We start from the raw sequence: 18,729 nt of genomic DNA, 5'->3' as shown, positions 1-18,729 counted from the left end.
GAATTGCGCTGTTAGGTCAGGGGAACCAGCGTCGAGGCGATCAGGACGGTGATGAGCCCCGTGACGGAGATGATTGTCGTCAGCGCCGTCCACGTCTTCAGCGTCTCCGCCTGCGTGAGGCCGCCGATTTCCTTAACGAGCCAGAATCCGCTGTCGTTGTACCACGAGAAGATGTTGCCACCCGCGCCAATAGCCATGACGAGGTAGGCAGGGTGAACCGAGAGGGAGGCGACGAGACCAGAACCGGAAACGATGCCCGCCGTCGTGAGCATGGCGACTGTCGCCGACCCCTGTGCGATACGAACCGCGGCGGCGATGAGCCACGCGGTGACGAGCAGCCCGATACCTAATCCGGCGAGTGCGTCGGCGATGTAATCACCGATTCCAGCCGCAGCGAGCATCGCACCGAACGCGCCGCCAGCGGCGGTGATGGCCGCGATGTTGCCGCCGGATTTCAGCGACTCCGTCAGTTCGTCGGACCACTGTTCATCGCTCATCGCACGCATTCGTCGGAAAGTCAGCGCGGCGGCGATAGCCGCCATCGTGAGCGCGAAATTCGGGTCGCCGAGGAAACTGGTGACGGAACCGATAGGGGCATCTTCCGGGAGGAACGTGTCTACGATCGTGTTCGACGCGACGAGGACGACCGCAAGCAGAATCGGAAGACTGGCCTCGAACATGCCCGGCAGTTCGTTCGTCGAGCGGTGAGCGATATCTTCGAGTTCCGCGCCGCTCGTGTCCATGGAATCGCGAAGCGGGATGTCCAGTCGAGCGTTTATCCACCGGCCGTAGAAAATCCCGGCGACGAGGGCGGAGGGAATCGCCACGATGAGTCCGACGATGATGGTCATTCCCAGATTGACGCCGATTTCGTCGGCCACCGCCAGCGGTCCCGGCGTCGGGGGAACGAAGACGTGCGTCGTTGCCGCACCCGCGCCGACGACGACGAGGTACAAGGCGTAGTTTTTCCCGACGCGAGCGCGCATCGAGCGCGCGAGCGGTGCCATCAGATAGAACACGTTGTCGAAGAACACCGGAATGGCCAAGAAGGAACTACTGCCCCACAATGCGAACACCGACCCTTCCGACCCGGTCAACCCGCGAAAACCGCGAACGATTCGTTCGGCCGCCCCACTTCCCATCATCGACTTCCCGATGACTGCCGCCATCAGGATGGGGATTCCAATTCCCGTCATCCCCTCGCCGAACGCGGCCGCGGTTTCCGACGCGATATTTCCGAACGCGACTTGCGGCGCGACGAGACCGACGACGAACGTCGCGATGACGAGGCCGATGAACGCCGGTAAATCCCAGTAGACGAGCAACAGAATGACTGCCACCAATCCAACTACGAAAGCAACCAGTGGGCTGTGTGGATATGCCATACCGTGAAAAGTAACGTCCCTCATTTATAACTTATGAGCGTATAAAATGGTATTATTACAAAAACTTTGCTTGAATATGGGATGGTAATGCAAAATAGTAAAGAACACAACTGAGAGCGGGGTGAAACTACTCGGTCGAAGGCGGTACGCCCGCCCCCGAGACGGTTACTCACTGAACGCTCGGTCGCTGAACGCCTCGTAGTAGAGGATACCGAGGACTGTTCGACCGTCGTAGACGCTGTCTGATTGGATTTTTTCCTTCAGGGCATCGAACGTGGTCGTCGACGGGCGAATGCTTTCGTTGTGGTCGAGTTCCTGTTTCCCGGACGGAACGCAGTCGCGTGCCACGAAGTAGTGAAGAACGGAATCCGCGATTCCGTTCGCGGGTTCGACCGTCGTGAGATGTGAAACGCGGTCTGCCTCGTAGCCCGTCTCTTCCGTGAGTTCCCGGTGCGCTGACGCTTCGAGGCTCTCGTCTTCCGGTTCGACGCCGCCGACGGGCAGGCCGCGCGAAACGCGCGACACCGCTTGTCGCCACTCCTCGATGACGACGACGTCGCCACCTTCGGTGAACGGGAGGACGACGACGCTCTCGGATTCGGAGAGATAGTCGAAATCTGTTTTCGTTCCATCAGGCAATCGAACATCCTCGTGGCGAATGTCGAAGCCGGGGCAGGCGTAGGCGACTTCCGAGTCGAGCGTCTCCCACGCGAGTGGGTCGTCTTCGGCCATGGTGAATCCTTTTCGACCGGCGGCAAAGGCACTCCGGTCTTCGTCTCGTTTGTCACCTGTGGATTCGGTAGGTGTGACGTACCCAATCCGTGTCGGTTCGTTGACCCAGTAATCCGACGTTGCTACCGAGTCATCGGGTCGAACGATTCTCGCGTTTTATCCCGGTTCATCTCGAATTTGGATGAACGACTCATGGAATCTCGCGTCAGTCGTCGCGGCGTCCTCTCGGCGACGGCGGGCCTCGTAAGCGTCGGCGGAATCCGGACGAGCGGACAGCAGACGAACCACATCGTCGTTTTCGGTGGCAGTCCGCGGAACGTCATCGAATACGCGGTGACAGTGAGCGGTCGCCTCGAAAAAAGCGAAGAGAGCGGTGGTGCACCAATCAGCGGCCGCCACGTTACCGTAGACGACGAGGATACGATTTCCCGCGACGGAACTCACGCGAGCGGGGCGATTGCCGGTGGCGGAGACGCCTATCGGTTCACCGGCCGAATCGTCCGATTCCGGGTTTCTTCGTCGGCGAGTCGAACGAACGACGTTTCGGTGTTTCTGAACGGTCGGCGGGTCGCACCCGCCGACCTCGGAGACGCCCCGGAAGCGGACACGCCAATCGAATTTCTGAACTGCACTACCGCACGCGTGACGGGGAATTTCCGCAGCGTCCGATTACACACGAGTTTTTGGGACGAGGACGGCCTCGGAACCAACTGGCTGTTCGACGGCCCGATTCGCGGAACGACGCTTCTCAATCCGCGAGCGGAACACGAACCCTATCCGTTCGCCATCGACTCCGTGAGCGTCGATACGCGGACGTTACGGACACCCGGACAGGCCGCGAAGTTCACCGCGGACAACCCCTTCGCGGGGCCGTGGTGTCGGGAGCGAAGTACGCCGGAGAACTCGCCAACTGAACAACCGCCAAACGGCGGCCTGCCGAACCATCTCGTCATCGTCGGCGGAGTCCCTCGAAACCCGACCCGATACGAGTTCGTCGTCGGGGGGCAGGTAGAAAAAACCGGAGACAGCGGCGGTGCGCCAATCGCGAACCGCCACGTCACCATCGACCGGACGGACCGGATTTCGGGCCGCCGCGTCCGCGGTGCGGTCGCTGGCGGCGGTGATGCCTACCGCTTTTCCGGCCAAATAGAACGATTCAGAGTCGGTCGCGGCGCGAGGGTGTTTTTGAACGGACAACGGATGAACCCGGACGATTTTGAAATGAACCAAGATAACGACGAGCAACCGATGAACGACGGTGAACCGACGGAAAACGGCGACGAATCGACAGAGGGCGACAGTGAACCGACGGAAGACGACCAAGGGAGTCGTATCGAATTTTTCGCCTGCGACCGAGCGCGGGTGACCGGCGAGTTCGAACGAATCACTATCAGCACGACGTGGTACGCGCCGGACGGCCTTGCGACTTCCTACAACGAAATCGGGCCGGTGAGCGGTCAAACCGAAATCGACGAATCGAACGTCGGCGACGTGGCGGGAGTCGCTGGCTTCGCAATTACTGAAATAAGCGCGTTCGAAGCGAACGCTACCGAACCGACGATTTCGAAGCGACCGCCGAATCTGGACACCTGTTTGCAAGAAGTTCGCCCGGACGACGGAACCGAGACGACGAGCGAAACGACAGCAGAGCAGGGAGGGAGCGAGCAGACGACGGCCGCGACGGACGAATCCGCTCCGCAAACGGAACAATCGGACACGACAGCGCGCCAGCCAGAAACCACTGCGGAACCGCCTGAAGAAACGTCGGAACCCGCGACGGAAGCGCCAGCGCCGACGACGGAACAGTCTCCAGCGACTGAACAATCGGAACCAACGCCCGAACCGGAAACCGATGCTGTCGAGAGCGGTGAAAACGAAACTGCTTCGGGGAACGAATCGGAGTAACTTCTGTCTCAGTTTTGCTGGCAAACCAACAGGCGGTTTCGTCTGGGTCTTCGAACGTGACGAGGGCTGTAATAATCAAACGCTGTCAGTAAGGCCGCCGTCCACACGAATGTTCTGCCCGGTCACGTAACTCGCCGCGGGGGAGAGAAGATATGCGACGGTGTCTGCGATTTCGGAGGTGGTCGCGGGTCGCCCCATCGGAATCCGGTCTCTCGTCTCGGTATCCACTTCGTAGCTGTCTACAAATCCCGGTAGCACGGCGTTCATTCGAATCCCGTGTTCTGCGTATCGGTCGGCGTAGAGTTTCGTGAAACTGCCGAGTCCGGCGCGAAGAACAGACGAAACCGGAAAGTCACTGCTTGGTTCGAACGCCGAAAACGTGGAGATGTTCACGAACGCGCCGCCATTTTGCTCTTTCATGAGCGGAGTGACCAAGCGCGCCATTCGAACCGTGTTCAACAGCACGAGGTCGAGTCCGTCGTGCCACTCCTCGTCCGAAATGTCCAGCAGATCGCCAGTTGCCGGGTGGCCCGTGTTGTTCACTACGGCGTCGATGCGACCGTATCGTTCGTTCGCGGCCTCTACGAGTGCAGAGAGGTCGTTCGGGTCGGTGACCGACCCTTCGAATCCAACGCCGCCCACGTCTTCCGCGACATCGACCGCCGAACCGGACTTCGATAGCAAAACGGGCGTGTATCCGCCGTCTGCGAGTGTTCGAGCGCACTCCGCGCCGATGCCGCGACCCGCCGCGGTGACGATTGCGACTTTTTGTTCGTCCATATCGGTGAATCGGTGGATGTCTGCTTGTTCGTTCGGAAACGGGCGAAAATCGGCCGTTTCTGATTCTGCCGTTCGAATCAGAGAGAAACCTTCGACAGGTCGGCCTCCAACTCGTCAACGTGGTCGTTGTAGGCCTCCACGAACCCCCTGAAATCGTCCGCGAGTTCGCGAACGTCCGGCGCGGACGGCGGTTCGTACTGCGAAACGAGGTAGGTGCCGCTCTGCCCGCCGACGCGGAGGTAGGAGACGGAACTGTGCTCGCGTTTCAACTCCCATCGTTGGCCATTGACTCGCGTGGTGAAGGTGCCGTAATCCACGCCGTCGTATCGGTGGAGTTCGCCAGCAATCGTGTCGGCGATGTCGCGGATTCGACCGACGATATGGTCGCGCTCCGAAACGACAGAATCGGTCGTAGAAACCGGCGGAAAGTCGGTTTCTACGCCGTCCAGCACGCCCTCTTTCGATTCGACGTGGCGGTTGTACGCCCGCACGAACGCCTCGTAATCCAGCATCGCCTCCGCGAGGTCGTCCGGGTCTGGCGGTTGTTTAGCCGAGACGACGTATGTTTCGCCGCCCGATTTGCCCTTGAATCGCAGGTATTGGAGGTCGCCGGCCTCGTATTTTACCGTCCACTCCCCGGCGTTCGTGTCGAAGGTCGCTTGGCCGTAATCGCCGCCCTGCAAGAGCGCGAGTTCGCGCGCGATTTCCCCCGCGTGTTGCGTAACCGCCGAGACGACCGCATCTCGTTCCTCGGCGACGCGGTCGGTTTCCACGATGTCGAAGTCGATTCCCTCGGTCATTCTGTTTGGATAGGAACCTGCGGGAGATAACGGTGGTGTCTCAGGTTGGGGGATTCCTCGCTGTCGCTCGTTAAATAGCGTCGTGAGGTAGAAATGGGCCGGCGCGAATTCGAACTGGGCAAGACGTTCCTGCTCACTTCCCTTCGGTCGTTCCGCGGGCGTGCGTCTTGCTGGCTCGAATCGCGTGCGACCCTTTCCCGCAACGCAGACTCCTCTCTGTCGTTCGTCGTTGTTGCGTTGCGGGAAAAGTGGGCCGGCGCGAATTCGAATCGCGGTTACGGCCACCCGAAGGCCGAAGGATACCAGGCTACCCCACCGGCCCGCACGTTTGAAATGGCGATAGCCGCCTTTAACGGTTCCGGAATTATGGCGTCTGTCGCCGGTATCGACTAGTAGTCGGCGTATCCCGCGGTGTCGAGGTAGTTGTGGGCCACCGTCATCGCGTGATTTCCGTGTAGGAGTTTCGACCCTAATCGGACGCGCTGGTCTGATTGTTCCGCCAGCAGGTCGGCCTCCTCGTCAGTGAAATCGCCGTGGTCGGAGAGAACGAACAGCGGGTTTTCGGGCGGTTCGACATCGACCACGGGACTGCCGTCCTCGTGCAGTTCGATGACGGTGGCGTTTTTGCCGGCCGTGTCCAAAACCGCCTCGAAATCACGCTTCGAGATGTGGACGCCGGGCGTGCTCTCGGCTTCCATGTGGCCGATAGCTTCCGATTTCGCTTCCAACGCTTTCCGAATCAGGGCCGCGGTGCTTCGCTCGTCGGGGTTGAGCCGGCGGAGTTCGCTCCCTTCGAATCGAATCGTCAGTTCGTCTTGGAGGACGAGAAAGAGACGCACGTCGCTACGGAAATCGTGCGAGAGGAAAAACGCGCTGTTGACGCATCGACAGAGAGCGTCGAGTCGTCCTGCCGAACCGGCGAGGTCGTCCAAGGAGAAATCGGGTGTCGTCGGGGCGTCGTGGCCGAGAACGATGAACTGTCGCATGGTCGAAGCCTGAACACGACAGCGTAAGTCGCTTGCTGAATCCGGGCTGGAAAGCGATTCGCGTCTACCCGTCGTCTTCGCTAAAGTGCTCGTACACCCATCCTGCCGTGGCGGAAAGGCGTTTCAGGTACGCGATGAAAAAGAGAAGGAGAAGTTCGTGCCACTCCAGCGATGCCGAGGATGTGACACGTTGGTAAAATCGAATCGGATGCGGCGGAAGGTAGTTTCGCGGATTCAACAAACTCGGCTTTTCGACACGTTCGGGATGGTATCGCTGCATCTGGGCACGACCGCGACCCAGTCGGAAATGTTTTTTCAGCAGTTCGGGAAGCGACGACCGGGCGGGATGGTACATCGTAATCGCAGGCTGATAATGCTGGTCGAATCCGGCGTCGTACACCCGATTGCCGAACTCTTGGTCTTCGCCGGAGAACAGTCGTTCGTCGAAATCGCCGACTTCGTCGAACACAGTATCTCGAACGACGAGACAACCGGTTCCGGAAAAATGCTGGTCTTCGATATACCGCCGAATCGGGAAGCCGAAAATCTGGTTGTACTTTGCAGTAAGCGTATCCTTGCCGTCTTCGATGTAGATTTCGACGTTACAGCCCATGTAGTCCCAATCGTTCGACTCCATCGACGCGACGGCGTCTTCGAGCCACGTCTCCTCGACGGTCATGTCGGCGTCGATGAACGCCAACAGCGACCCCTTCGCTTGCGGGATTGCGGCGTTGCGTGCGGCCGCAGGGCCTTGTACTTCGTCTTCGACCAGCAGATGAACGAGGTCGGGAAACCGTTCTGCGTATTTCCGAACGACATCTCTGGTGTTGTCAGTAGATCCGTTATCGGCGACCAGTATCTCGTACCCCTCGGAAGAATACGTCTGATTCGTGACAGCATCGAGAGTCATCCGAATCCCCCTTGGGTCGTTGTATACGGGGATGATGACAGAGACAAACGGCCGCTCGGAAGCCATATCATCAGACTGTTCTAGCACGCTTATAGCCCCTTCGGTTCCGCAAACACGCTACTCGTGACGCCTGATACGTGTCCTCTCGGCACACTGTCGTCCGAATGAACGTTTCGTGATATGCTGTCGTGTTCCTGTTGCTCATCGTCGATACGCTGGTTCCCGATTCGTCCGTCCTGTGTTCGTATCATGTAACACGCTACTGCACCGCAGTCGCTCTTCGATACCCGATTTCGACCCAATTCAGACCTGATTGTAGACGACGCTACTCCGGAACCGAGTATAAAAATTGTGGCAGGTAGCGGTCACTAATTGATGACTGTCGCCCGTTCTTCTACGGTTCCAGACACCGAAACTCCGGTGCTGATACGCACGCCAGACCCCACGAGCGTCCCCGGTTCGAAGCTTGCGTTGCCTCCGACGTGGACGCGGTCAGCGAGGAGCGCGCCGAGTTGTTGGTCTTCGTAGATGTTACCGTTCAAGCGAACGTCGGTGGGGCCGCCGGGTATCGTACATCCTGCACCGAGACGGACGCTGCGGCCGGTGACACAGTCTACGAGGGTTGCATTCGCACCAACTCGGGTGTCGCTATCGAGTACGGAATGGTGGACGACGGCGTTCGAACCGACTATCGAATGCTGCCCGAGCGAGACGAATGGACCGACGACTGCACCGGGACGAACGTCACAGTCGGAACCGACGACGACCGGCGGTTGAAGCACCGCCGAATCGTGAACTCGTGCAGTGTCCGCGACCCAAACGCGTTCGTCTCGGCGCTCTCCGTTTTGCGGGTCGCTCATCCGTTCGTGAACGAGCAGTTCCCTGTTTAGGTCGAGCAACTCCCACGGATGGGTTGTATCGACCCACAGACCGTCGGTTCGGACACCATGGATTTCGACATCCACGTCGGTGAGACGGGAAAGCGTGTCCGGAAGCGACACCTCGCCCGCGACGGTCGGCGTGGCTTCGATGGCGTCGAAGATTCGCTCGTCAACAGCGTAGACGCCCGAATCGAGTAGACGATGCTCGTTTCCCGGCGATTCCGCAATTTTCCGAACGCGCGTTCCATCCAGTAAAACGGCATCGTGTTCGCCGATGTCGTTGCGTTCTACGACGCCGACTGCAGCAGTCGAGTCGGCGCGCTCGAATGCATCGCGAACATCCGAAACGGTCTTCGAGTCGATTATCTTGTCTCCCGCAACGACGAGGAATGTGTCCTCGACCTCGTCGCGGGCGGCGAGAAGCGCGTGCCCACTTCCGAGCTGTTTGTCCTGTTCGACGTAGTTGATTCCCACTCCGCGATGTTCCGAACCGAAGTGGTCGCGCACACGATTTCCGCGGTATCCCACGACGAGATGGATTCGTCTCACTCCCGCCTCCACGAGCGCGTCGAGGACGTGTTCCAGTATCGGACGAGTCGCCGCAGGAAGCATCGGTTTCGGTCGATGTCGAGTCAGTGGTCGAAGTCGTTTCCCTTCCCCCGCCGCCAACACGACAGCAGAACTGGCTGTCATAGAGAACAACGTCAACGACCTCCGATTTCAGCGTTCGGGGCGCTCTCTCTCCGTGTTCGCGTTAAGATGGCATTAGAACGAGCGAAAAATCACGCCGCGACGATAAGCCCGCCCAACACCGCCAGCGTTCCGAGGCCGACACAAACACCCAGAATGCGAGTTGTTCGACCACCCGAAGCAGGCCGCCGATAGTGAGATAGCCGACGGCGGCACTGGAGACGATTGCGGCGACCGCTGCGGATGGGGCAATCGTTGGAACGCCGGAATCCAGTACCGCCAGCGCTCCTGCGACGAACGCGGCAGGAATCGAAAGGAGGAACGACAGCCGAAACGCCGACCCGCCGTCGAAGCTCCGGAAGAGGAGCATACTGGTGGTTGTCCCCGAGCGCGAAATGCCGGGTAAGATGGCGATTCCTTGCAGTCCCCCGACAAATACTGCATCAAGGAACGTGGGTGATTCGCGCTCCGGGGTGTGCCCACCACGATGCAGGTGGTACAGGTTCGGCTAAGGACGATTTCGGACCGAAAGCGAAGCGGACGGGAACGAAAACAAAATAGCGAACGAAAGTAGTCCAATCCGTCCAGATGACTGTCGTTTGCTAGTTCTTTTATAGTCGATTACGACTATTTCTCTGAAATGGACACTCCACACCACGCCGTATCCGTCGGACCTACTCGTCGTTTCGGGTCAGTTCGCTCGCGTCCAACTCGCCCGCGAGGTACGCTCTGCCCTCGTCGGTGACCTGATAGAGTCCGTTGCCGAGGTTCCGTAGGAGGCCGTAAGCCGCGAGGGTGCGACAGCGCCGCCCGACGTATTTCGGGTGGTAGTCCATCTCCGGGCCGAGTTCGGCCAAGCCGTCGGTAATCTGCGACGGTTGGTGGTTGCCGTAGTCGGCGAGAAACTCCACGATTCGCTCGTCGGCGTGTGCCATCCACTCCGCGTGTCGTCGCATACCCTCGACAGTGGGTGGCGGCAGTATCACTGTACCGACGGGGAATGTATAAGTTCCTATAAGTAATCCATAAGTTACCAACCTGTGAACAGTCGAATGCGGAGACAGGTCGTCGAGAGACGACATGGGAATGCACCACCACACCACTCAATCACAATCGGTGTCTGTCTCCGCGCGTGTCGTCTGTCCACCTGTCCATCCGGTACAGGAACAGACCGCCACACCCGCATCGGTTCGGTCGATTGAGGGCCGAGCCAAGCGACACTCGATGCGGGTACTTTCCTTGTGACGAACTATTTGACCAAGACGCCGATCATTTGAAGGCCAACTGAATCGGAAACCGGTTTATCGCGTGACTCCCACGGAAGCAACATGGACGTACTTTCCGCGGCGCGGCGAGTCATCGACGAGGGGCCGGTGTGCGACGCCTGCCTCGGTCGCCAGTTCGCAGACCGGAGTTTCGGCCTGTCGAACACCGAACGCGGCCACTCGCTCCGCATGGCGGTCGCGCTGGAGGACGACGAGGATTTCGAGGGCTTCGATGAATCGGGCGAAGAGTGTTGGGTTTGCGAAGGACTCACGAACGATTTCGAAAAATACGCAGAGCAAGTCGCAGCGGCCCTCTCCGGAATCGACTTCGAGACGTACCAAGTCGGGACGCGAACCCCGCCACTCATCGAGGAAAACGAGGCGCTGCTCCGTAATTTGGCCGACCTGCCCGAGGATACGGGCGAACTGTTCAAATCCGAGTACAACCGGGAAGTCGGCAAGCGCGTCGGCAAACTAACGGAAACCGAGGTCGATTTCGACCGCCCCGACGTGCTCGCCCTCCTGAATCTGGAACGCGGCGACGTGGACGTACAAATCAATCCCGCCTTCGTCTTCGGGCGCTACCGAAAACTGGAGCGCGACATCCCACAGACCGAGTGGCCTTGCCGAGAGTGCGGTGGGTCGGGCAAACAACTCGCCGAAGGCGGCGGCGAGGAACCCTGTGACTACTGCGGCGGCGACGGCTACCTCTACAGCAAGAGCGTGGAGGAACTGACGACGCCCCCGGTTCTCGACGCGATGGAGGGCAAAGAGGCTCTGTTCCACGGTGCGGGCCGAGAGGACGTAGACGCCCTGATGCTCGGAACGGGCCGCCCGTTCGTCATCGAAATCAAGAAGCCGAAACAGCGTACCCCCGACACAAAGACGCTCGAAACAGAAATCAACGAGTTCGCTGACGAACAGGCCGAAGTCGAGGGGCTTCGCCTCGCTACGCACGAAATGGTCGAACGCGTGAAGGAACTCGACGCGAGTAAAACCTACCGCGCGCAGGTTGAGTTCGACGCACCCGTCACCGAAGGGGAACTCGACGACGCAATCGCAGAACTGCGGGGTGCAACTATCGAACAGTACACCCCGAACCGGGTTGACCACCGCCGAGCGAACCTGACTCGCGTGCGCGAAGTGTACGACATCGACGGCCATCTGGACGACGAAACCCACGGCGAAGTCGAGATTCACGGCGAAGGTGGCCTCTACATCAAGGAACTCGTCAGCGGCGACGACGGCCGGACGGAACCGAGTTTGGCGGGGCTGCTCGGTGTGGATACCGAAGTGACCGCACTGGACGTAATCGGTGTGGAAGGCGAAGACGAGGCGTTCGACGAGGACGAATACCTTCGAGAGTAGTCTAAAAGACAAAAAGAAAAATTGGGTCGATTCCGGAACGAACGGTCTTCGACGTGACCTACGTCGTTACAGTTCGTTGAGTTTTCGGAGCAGTTGGCCTTCGTACTCGCGGTCGCTCTGCACGCCTTTCAGTTCGAGGACGTTGCGTTCGAGCGTATCGCGGGCGACGTTGAATCCCTGTTCTGCGCCGTAGCCTTCGCCCGACCCGGCGACCTGTCCGCGGTTGGTTCGGAGGCGAATCTTACATTGGATGAGCGGCGTGCCACGGAGTTTCTCCTTGTGTTCGTGGAATCGAACGTGTGCGTGGCGCACCTGCATATCCTGATATTTGTTTGTGATTTCCTGGATGCTCTCTCGGATGGTCTGTCGGGAGATCGTGTCGAGGAGGTTGATGTTCGTGATTTGCACGTCCATGTGGTCTTCCTCGGTGTAGGTGAGCGCGCGAAGCACGTCGGTTTTCGTGACGACGCCGCCAACCACGCGGTCGTCGTCCGGCGTGACCACGAGTCCGGCGTAGTTCATCTCGAACATCTTCCTGACCGCGTCCTCGACCGTCGTATCGAGCGAAATGGTTTCGACGGGACTGTTCATCACGTCGTACACCGGCAGGTCCAACATTCGGTCGCTGTCGCCGGTTCGCTCGCCCGTCGTCGGCTTGTCCTCGTTTCGGGTGACGAAATCCACGATGTCGTGGGTCGTCACCATCCCGGTGAGGAAACCGTCGTCGTTCACGACCGGGAGGCGGGAGACGCTGTGTTCGCGCATGAGGTTGATGACGCGCCCGAGGGTTGCGTCCTCCGGAATCGTGACGGGGTTCTCGGAGTAAATTTGCTCGACGGTGAGCGCGTCTAAGTTGTCGAGAACGCCGTTGAGAATCATGTCCTCGTCGATGATTCCCCAAAGTTTGTCTCCCTCGAAGATAGGTGCGACCTTGCTCCCGCCTTCGACGAGGGCGCGAGCGACTTCGCGCACGTCGTCGTGTAGGTCGATTTTCGGTGCGGGTTTCGTCAGCGTCGCCACTTTGGTCTGGTCTTCGATATGTGACTGCAAAAGCTGTTTCTGCGTAATGACGCCTTCGTACTCTCCCGCTTCGGTGACCACGATGCCCTTCGGGTTTTCTTCTTCGAATATCGAGCGCGCTTTCCCGAGTCGCTCTTCGGCCTCGATTTCGAAGTAGTCAGTGGTCGCAATGTCAGAGATATCCATCGGCAGTTTCCATGACGCGGTCATTGCTCTTGAACTTTGTCGCAGAACGGCCATTTCTGGTGGCTTTTTGGAGATACAACGCGTAGGGATTTCCTGTGTTTCCTGACATTGGTGCGGTGTTCGGTTCGTACACCTACCTCGCCACCGAGGTCGTTTTCGGGTCGGTTGCGCTCTGGTTACTCCTTCGGGCCGACGCTCTGTCCCGTGCAGGCAAGACGGTTATCGCGTTGTATCCCCTCGGCTACGTTTGGGACTGGTACACGCTAACCATCGGTGTCTTCTCCATTCCGCTCCGAACTGGCATCGAAGTAGCCGGGATTCCGCTCGAAGAACATCTGTTCATCATTGTAGTGCCCGCGCTCGTCATCGGCGTCCACGAAAATCTACACCGGGTAACGGAACGGGGAGAAACCGGTCAGTAATTGGTGGTTACCGCCAGACTGCGGCGAGATACGAACGGAATGCTGGCTTTCGTAACCACCCGTTTACGGCTGGTAAATGGTGAATAACAAAGAACAAACCCGGCAATGTTCTAATCCATGCTGGGTTACGAGCAAGGGGTGGCGAAGTAATGAGCACAATCGGTGACTCCTCTGGCACGGGGAGCAGTGACGCCGATAATCAATCGAGCGAATCGGACTCAACGGTGGCCGAACACGTTTCAGACATACTCGAATCGAACGGGTCACGGGAGCAACGGGATGCTCCCCTCTCCCGCGATATGGTCTTCGACGTACTGAAAAATCAGCGCCGACGGTACGCCCTGCACTATCTGAAGCAGGCCGAGGAAACCGTCCAGTTGAGCGACCTTGCGGAGCAGGTCGCGGCGTGGGAAAACGATACCACAGTCGATGCCATTTCCGCCGCCGAGCGAAAACGAGTTTACACTGCTCTTTACCAATCCCACCTCCCGAAACTGGATGATGCAGGAATCGTAGATTACAACCAAAACCGGGGAATCGTCGAACTCGCCACTGCCGCCGAACAACTCGACCCCTATCTCGAAACCAACACACGGGACGACATCTCGTGGTGCAAACGATACCTCGGAATCGCAGTCGCCGGATTTGCCGTGCTTACCGGAGCATGGCTCGAACTACCGCTTCTCGCCGGAATCGCCGACATCGCCCTCGCCTTGCTCGTGGTCGTCGCATTCACGCTCGTCGCAGTTGCCCACACCTACGACGCCCGACATGCGCCCTCGACAGGCGAACAGGCACCGGATATTTCGGGCGAATAGTTCCTCGAATCTCTTTTTATAAAATCGTGTCCGGAGAGCGGCAGCTATTGCCTGAGTGAAGTGTAGCCTAAACGACTGTCCAGAATGGAAACCACTCTGCAAAATCGTGCTCCCAGTGAACGCTAATAATCAGTAGTGGAATTCTCACGATTCGGCGATATATATTCGATTGTACAAACGACTTGCTTCGCTCGTCGGTTAGTAGCGCGGAAAAGTATGGGTTTGGGCAGATTTGAACTGCCGGCCTCCTCCATGTCAAGGAGGTGTCATAACCAACTAGACCACAAACCCAGTCGGCCTCTGTGCGCATTTCTTCGTTGGCCGCATGGGTAATTGAAGGTTTCGAAATCGAACGCCGTAACCCGGTTTTATTTCGCCCACGGCTGGCGACAGCTTTAAGTGAGTGTACGAATTTGTGCATTACAACACGAATCAGTTCATTGGTGTTCCACTATGCAGGACTACATCGAACACGTCACCACCGGACACGACCTCACACTCACACAGGCCCGAGACGCGGCGAGCGCCGTCTTCGGCGGCGCGACCGACGCCCAAATCGGCGCGCTCCTCACCGGACTGCGCGCGAAAGGGGAGACAGAAACCGAAATCGCGGGCTTCGCGCAGGGCATGCGCGACGCCGCGCGGACGATTTCCCCCGACCGAACCCCGCTGGTGGACACCTGCGGCACGGGCGGCGACGACTACGATACCATCAACGTCTCCACAACCTCCGCAATCGTCGCCAGCGGCGCGGGCGTCCCGGTGGCCAAACACGGCAACTACTCGGTTTCCTCTTCGTCCGGCAGTGCTGACGTGCTGGACGAAGTCGGCGTCGTGGTTGATTCGGAACCGCCAGCAGTGGAACGCGCAATCGAAGAACAGGGAATCGGCTTCATGCTCGCGCCCGTGTTCCACCCCGCGATGAAGGCCGTCATCGGCCCGCGAAAGGAACTCGGCATGCGAACCCTGTTCAACGTCTTGGGACCATTGACGAACCCCGCCGGGGCCGACGCGCAGGTCGTCGGTGTCTACGACCCCGACCTCGTTCCCGTGCTAGCCCGTGCGCTCGCTCACATGGACGTTTCCCACGCTCTCGTGGTTCACGGGTCGGGAATGGACGAAATCGCCATCCACGACGAAACGACGGTCGCGGAGGTCGAAGGCGATGAAATCAACGAGTACACGCTCACGCCCGAAGACCTCGGGGTCGGTCGCTACGACGTGTCTGCGGTTTCGGGTGGCACGCCCAAGCAGAACGCCCGCGACCTCCGCGGCATCGTGGAAGGCACAGTCGGCGGCGCGAAACGGGACATCATTCTGGCAAACGCCGGGGCCGCGGTGTACGTCTCCGGCCGCGCCTCGTCCTTGGAGGACGGCGTCGAGCAAGCCGAGCAGGCAATCGACTCCGGTAGCGCGGCGGAAAAGCTCGACCTGATGACGAGGGCCGTCTCGGCATGACTCGAGCGAAAATCTGCGGTCTGACGGCGGAAGACGACCTGCGCGCCGCCGTCTCCGTGGGCGCGGACGCAATTGGTTTGCTTGTAGACGTGCCGGTCGATTCGCCGCGGGAAATCGACCCACTGCAGGCCGCCGAACTCGCACGGGAAGTTCCGCCATTCGTGACGACGGTGCTCGTGACGATGCCCGAAACGCCCGAACGAGCGGTCGAACTGGCCGAGATTATCGAACCCGACGCCGTGCAGGTTCACGGGATGGGCGTCGGCGACCTCGCCTATCTCTCGTCCAGCATCGACGGGAACGTCATTCGCGCCATCGACGCGAAGACCGAAAATCCGGAACGCTACGACACGGTTGCCGACGCACTCCTCCTCGACGCCGGGAAAGCGGGCGGAACTGGCGAAACCCACGACTGGGAGCGCGCACGGGAGTTCGCGAACTCTCTCGATTCTCCTGTCATTCTCGCGGGCGGGTTGAACCCCGACAACGTCGCCGATGCGGTTGAGGCGGTCGAACCGTTCGCCGTGGACGTTGCGAGCGGGGTCGAATCGGGCGGCGGCCAGAAAGACCACTCCGCCGTCGAATCGTTCGTCAGGAACGCGAAACTCCAACAAATGAAATCGGGGCCAGTTCTACAACGATGAATCGAGACGAGTTCGTTGCCCACGCCGACAGCGACCGGTCGGTCGTGGTTCACGTCGAAACCGAACTGGACGTGGACATCGACCCGCTGACCGCCTACTCCGCACTCGGCGGAAACGAGTACGATTTCCTCCTCGAAAGTGCCGACAAGGTCGCGTCCTCCGACCCGGACGGGGCGTTCGAACCCACCGGGACCGCAACCGCGGACCGCCGTGCACGCTATTCTTTCGTCGGCTACGACCCGAAAGCGGTCGTGTCAGTCGAATCGAACGAAACAGAGATGCAGGTGTTGGACGAGGACTGGAACGATGTGGTTGCCAGCGGCCGAGATGACGAGGGCGATATTCTCGACAGACTTCGGAACTCGCTCCCCGACGTTGAACGACGAGGATTCCCGAATCGGGACGGCTTTTCGGGCGGTCTGGTCGGTTTTCTGGCCTACGACGCGGTGTACGACCTCTGGCTGGAAGAACAGGGAATCGAGCATCCGGAGACGGAACTGCCCGATGCGCAGTTCGTCCTGAACACGAAAACCCTCGTTTTCGACCACGTCGAAGACTCGCTCTCGCTAGTGTGTACCCCCCTCGTCTCCCCGGAAGACACCTCGGGCGAGGTGTACGACGAACTGGTTGCGGAAGCGAACCGCATCGCCGAGACGCTCGAATCTGCGTCTAAACTGAACTTCGGCGGGTATCGACCGGAAGAAGAGACTGCCGGGGCACAGGACGAATACGAGGACGCGGTTCGCCGGGCAAAAGAACACGTTTCCGCTGGCGACATCTATCAGGGTGTCATCTCACGAAAACGGGAAATCCGCGGCGAAATCGACCCGCGAGGGTTGTATTCTGCTCTGCGCGAAGTGAACCCCTCGCCGTACATGTACCTTCTCAGCTACGGGGACAGAACCGTCGTCGGTGCGAGTCCGGAGACGCTGGTGTCGGTTCGGGACGGTAAAATCGTCTCGAACCCCATCGCCGGAACCAGTTCGCGCGGCGGGAGTCCGATGGAAGACCGGCGACTCGCGGGCGAACTGCTCGCGGACGAAAAGGAGCGGTCGGAACACGCGATGCTCGTGGATTTGGCCCGCAATGACGTTCGACGGGTGGCGGAATCCGGAAGCATCCGCGTCGAAGAGTTCATGAACGTCATCAAGTACAGCCACGTTCAGCACATCGAAAGCACCGTCACGGGAACCATGGCAGAGGACTGTGACGCCTTCGACGCAGTGCGGGCGACCTTCCCCGCAGGTACCCTGACCGGCGCGCCGAAAATCCGCGCGATGGAGATAATCCACGACCTCGAAGAAACCCCGAGAGGCGTGTACGGCGGCGGCGTCGGTTATATCTCGTGGACTGGTGACGCCGACTTCGCTATCGTCATCAGAACCGCGACGATTGAGCACGGGCAAGCGGGCGAGCGGGATACAGTCACGGTACAGGCGGGCGCGGGAATCGTCGCGGACAGCGACCCGACCGCCGAGTTCGAGGAAACCGAACAGAAGATGGGCGGCGTGCTATCCGCGCTGGAGACGATGGAACGCGAGCCGGAATCCCAACAAAAAATGGAGGTGTCCCGGTGACTCGCGTACTGTTCGTGGACAACTTCGATTCGTTCACCTACAACCTCGTAGAGTACGCCGAAGAAGCGCTCAGGGCACAAGAATCCGGTGCGGATTCGGTTTCAGCAGTCGAAACCGAGGTCGTGAAAAACACGACCTCGCTTGACGATATTCGAGACAAAAATCCGGATGTAATCATCATCAGTCCCGGCCCCGGACATCCGGAAAACGAGCGAGACGTGGGCGTTACGAACGACGTTCTGCGCGAACTGTCGCCCGAAATCCCGACGCTGGGCGTCTGTCTGGGCTTGGAAGCCGCAGTACACGTCTACGGCGGGACGATTGGACGCGCCCCGGAACCGATTCACGGCAAGGCGTTTCCGGTCGAACACGATGGAATCGGCGTGTTCGACGGCATCGAACAGGGATTTCAGGCGGGACGATACCATTCACTCGTTTCGACCGCCGTGCCGGACTGTTTCGAAGTAAGCGCGACGACGACTCACGACGGCGACGAACTGGTGATGGGTGTTCGCCACCGCGAACACCCAATCGAGTGTGTCCAGTTCCATCCGGAGAGCGTTCTCACTGCGTGTGGGAGGGAAATAATCGAGAACTTCCTCGTGCGTTACACCAACACGCCCGCCGCGTAGAGCGCGGCGACGACGAGGAGGGCGATGACGCCGAGACGCCAGATGAGCGCGACGGCGAAGCGAACGGCGACGATGAGGAGAATGATTCCGATGACCACAGCGGCGACACCGACTGGTTCGATTGCGAGAGGTATCATATCCGAAATGACTGCGTACTGAGTGGTAAACGTATCGGTGGTGTCTGGTTCGATTGTAGTGGAAAATCACAAGACTGCAGTTGTGTAGGCACTCCTTACTATGGGAAATTCAATCATATCGGTCACTTTCGCT

General features: G+C 59.4%; 19 protein-coding genes and 2 tRNA genes. 8 read left to right on the top strand and 13 right to left on the bottom strand.

What is annotated here, in order from left to right; genetic code table 11:
• Nucleotides 1-11: 11 nt before the first annotated feature.
• Both BW974_RS10575 and BW974_RS10570 read right to left on the bottom strand, forming a co-directional pair.
• Nucleotides 12-1,385: a GntP family permease gene (locus BW974_RS10575; protein ID WP_076430076.1), complete on the bottom strand. Its 1,374-nt coding sequence runs from the start codon at nucleotides 1,383-1,385 to the stop codon at nucleotides 12-14.
• A gap of 165 nt (nucleotides 1,386-1,550) precedes the next feature.
• The gene (locus tag BW974_RS10570) at nucleotides 1,551-2,117 is read right to left on the bottom strand and encodes an NUDIX hydrolase (RefSeq protein WP_076430075.1); all 567 of its coding nucleotides are present in this window, start codon (nucleotides 2,115-2,117) and stop codon (nucleotides 1,551-1,553) included.
• 192 nt (nucleotides 2,118-2,309) lie between these two features.
• Here BW974_RS10570 and BW974_RS10565 point away from each other — a divergent pair, with 192 nt between their 5' ends.
• On the top strand, nucleotides 2,310-4,022 hold the full coding sequence (locus BW974_RS10565; RefSeq protein ID WP_076430074.1) for a hypothetical protein: 1,713 nt from the start codon (nucleotides 2,310-2,312) through the stop codon (nucleotides 4,020-4,022).
• Nucleotides 4,023-4,097: 75 nt separating this feature from the next.
• On the opposite strand, the gene BW974_RS10560 is transcribed toward BW974_RS10565, so the two are convergent.
• The 8 genes from BW974_RS10560 to BW974_RS10525 form a co-directional block, all read right to left on the bottom strand.
• Nucleotides 4,098-4,802, bottom strand: a complete 705-nt coding sequence (locus BW974_RS10560; RefSeq protein WP_076430073.1) for an SDR family oxidoreductase — start codon at nucleotides 4,800-4,802, stop codon at nucleotides 4,098-4,100.
• A 77-nt stretch (nucleotides 4,803-4,879) separates the two neighbouring features.
• Nucleotides 4,880-5,602, bottom strand: a complete 723-nt coding sequence (locus tag BW974_RS10555; protein ID WP_076430344.1) for a profilin-fold protein — start codon at nucleotides 5,600-5,602, stop codon at nucleotides 4,880-4,882.
• 249 nt (nucleotides 5,603-5,851) lie between these two features.
• Nucleotides 5,852-5,924, bottom strand: a tRNA-Pro gene (locus BW974_RS10550).
• 67 nt (nucleotides 5,925-5,991) lie between these two features.
• Nucleotides 5,992-6,588, bottom strand: a complete 597-nt coding sequence (gene trmY / locus BW974_RS10545) for a tRNA (pseudouridine(54)-N(1))-methyltransferase TrmY (protein ID WP_076430072.1) — start codon at nucleotides 6,586-6,588, stop codon at nucleotides 5,992-5,994.
• A gap of 64 nt (nucleotides 6,589-6,652) precedes the next feature.
• Nucleotides 6,653-7,564 carry a glycosyltransferase family 2 protein gene (locus BW974_RS10540; protein WP_084186229.1) on the bottom strand — a complete coding sequence of 304 codons (912 nt, stop codon included), beginning with the start codon at nucleotides 7,562-7,564 and terminating at the stop codon, nucleotides 6,653-6,655.
• Nucleotides 7,565-7,866: 302 nt separating this feature from the next.
• Nucleotides 7,867-9,072, bottom strand: coding sequence for a sugar phosphate nucleotidyltransferase (locus BW974_RS10535; protein WP_076430071.1), 1,206 nt, complete (start codon nucleotides 9,070-9,072; stop codon nucleotides 7,867-7,869).
• 61 nt (nucleotides 9,073-9,133) lie between these two features.
• A complete protein-coding gene (locus BW974_RS10530) occupies nucleotides 9,134-9,484 on the bottom strand; it encodes an undecaprenyl-diphosphate phosphatase (RefSeq protein ID WP_368275038.1) in 351 nt (116 codons plus the stop codon).
• A 259-nt stretch (nucleotides 9,485-9,743) separates the two neighbouring features.
• Nucleotides 9,744-10,025 carry a phage repressor protein gene (locus BW974_RS10525; RefSeq protein ID WP_076430069.1) on the bottom strand — a complete coding sequence of 94 codons (282 nt, stop codon included), beginning with the start codon at nucleotides 10,023-10,025 and terminating at the stop codon, nucleotides 9,744-9,746.
• 372 nt (nucleotides 10,026-10,397) lie between these two features.
• Between BW974_RS10525 and BW974_RS10520 the strand changes: the two genes are divergently transcribed.
• The gene (locus BW974_RS10520) at nucleotides 10,398-11,702 is read left to right on the top strand and encodes a tRNA pseudouridine(54/55) synthase Pus10 (protein ID WP_076430068.1); all 1,305 of its coding nucleotides are present in this window, start codon (nucleotides 10,398-10,400) and stop codon (nucleotides 11,700-11,702) included.
• A gap of 66 nt (nucleotides 11,703-11,768) precedes the next feature.
• Here BW974_RS10520 and BW974_RS10515 read toward each other — a convergent pair whose 3' ends face one another.
• The gene (locus BW974_RS10515; RefSeq protein ID WP_076430342.1) at nucleotides 11,769-12,908 is read right to left on the bottom strand and encodes a CBS domain-containing protein; all 1,140 of its coding nucleotides are present in this window, start codon (nucleotides 12,906-12,908) and stop codon (nucleotides 11,769-11,771) included.
• Nucleotides 12,909-13,003: 95 nt separating this feature from the next.
• Between BW974_RS10515 and BW974_RS10510 the strand changes: the two genes are divergently transcribed.
• Together BW974_RS10510 and BW974_RS10505 are read left to right on the top strand one after the other, a co-directional pair.
• Nucleotides 13,004-13,330: a lycopene cyclase domain-containing protein gene (locus tag BW974_RS10510; protein WP_076430067.1), complete on the top strand. Its 327-nt coding sequence runs from the start codon at nucleotides 13,004-13,006 to the stop codon at nucleotides 13,328-13,330.
• Nucleotides 13,331-13,479: 149 nt separating this feature from the next.
• A complete protein-coding gene (locus BW974_RS10505; RefSeq protein WP_076430066.1) occupies nucleotides 13,480-14,148 on the top strand; it encodes a DUF7344 domain-containing protein in 669 nt (222 codons plus the stop codon).
• A 217-nt stretch (nucleotides 14,149-14,365) separates the two neighbouring features.
• Here the strand turns inward: BW974_RS10505 and BW974_RS10500 are convergent.
• Nucleotides 14,366-14,439 (bottom strand) — tRNA-Val (locus BW974_RS10500).
• 162 nt (nucleotides 14,440-14,601) lie between these two features.
• Between BW974_RS10500 and trpD the strand changes: the two genes are divergently transcribed.
• From trpD to trpG, 4 genes are read left to right on the top strand one after another with little or no spacing between them, the layout of a single operon-like run.
• Nucleotides 14,602-15,606 (top strand): anthranilate phosphoribosyltransferase, encoded by a 1,005-nt coding sequence (trpD, locus tag BW974_RS10495; RefSeq protein ID WP_076430065.1) that lies wholly within the window; start codon nucleotides 14,602-14,604, stop codon nucleotides 15,604-15,606.
• Nucleotides 15,603-16,250 (top strand): phosphoribosylanthranilate isomerase, encoded by a 648-nt coding sequence (locus BW974_RS10490; protein WP_076430064.1) that lies wholly within the window; start codon nucleotides 15,603-15,605, stop codon nucleotides 16,248-16,250. Before trpD ends, BW974_RS10490 begins: the two co-directional genes overlap by 4 nt.
• Entirely contained in the window at nucleotides 16,247-17,827 is a 1,581-nt protein-coding gene (gene trpE / locus BW974_RS10485; protein ID WP_076430063.1) for an anthranilate synthase component I, read from the top strand. Before BW974_RS10490 ends, trpE begins: the two co-directional genes overlap by 4 nt.
• Nucleotides 17,824-18,459, top strand: a complete 636-nt coding sequence (gene trpG, locus BW974_RS10480) for an anthranilate synthase component II (protein ID WP_076430062.1) — start codon at nucleotides 17,824-17,826, stop codon at nucleotides 18,457-18,459. Before trpE ends, trpG begins: the two co-directional genes overlap by 4 nt.
• On the opposite strand, the gene BW974_RS25605 is transcribed toward trpG, so the two are convergent.
• Nucleotides 18,435-18,596, bottom strand: coding sequence for a hypothetical protein (locus BW974_RS25605; RefSeq protein ID WP_175609663.1), 162 nt, complete (start codon nucleotides 18,594-18,596; stop codon nucleotides 18,435-18,437). The two genes, trpG and BW974_RS25605, sit on opposite strands and share 25 nt — an antisense overlap.
• Nucleotides 18,597-18,729: the final 133 nt, after the last annotated feature.

This window comes from Haladaptatus litoreus (assembly GCF_900156425.1).
Classification (GTDB): Archaea; Halobacteriota; Halobacteria; order Halobacteriales; family Haladaptataceae; genus Haladaptatus; species Haladaptatus litoreus.
Note: the sequence above shows the minus strand (reverse complement) of the source record. Positions and strands in the feature narration are given on the sequence as shown.